1 protein-coding gene is annotated in these 368 nt (G+C 40.2%); it reads right to left on the reverse strand.

The annotated features are described in order from the left end of the window. A partial coding sequence (locus Q1A60_RS21510; RefSeq protein WP_299770687.1) for an Ig-like domain-containing protein occupies positions 1-368 on the reverse strand: 368 nt, incomplete at both ends.

Genomic DNA, 368 nt, shown 5'->3' on the forward strand with positions numbered 1-368 from the left:
GTCTCCGTAGATCCATCTGCATTAGTTACTGTAACTGTATATTCAAAACTATCCGTTCCATTAAAATCAGGATCTGGTGTATAAGTCACCGTACCATCTGCATTGATCGTTACTGTTCCATTAGCTGGATCAGTCACCTCTGTTACTTCTACATCACTCGTAGGATCGAAGTTATCATTATCTAATACATCAATATCTACTGGAGTATCCTCATCTGTACTTGCTGTATCATCTCCCGTATCTCCTTCGCCTACTACTGTAATTACTACTGTAGCAGTCTCTGTCGTGGTTGAACCATCCGCATTAGTTACCTCTACTGTATAATCAAAGGTATCCGTGCCATTAAAATCAGGATCTGGCGTATAAGT

It is taken from the genome of uncultured Dokdonia sp., assembly GCF_947492535.1.
Lineage (GTDB): Bacteria > Bacteroidota > Bacteroidia > Flavobacteriales > Flavobacteriaceae > Dokdonia.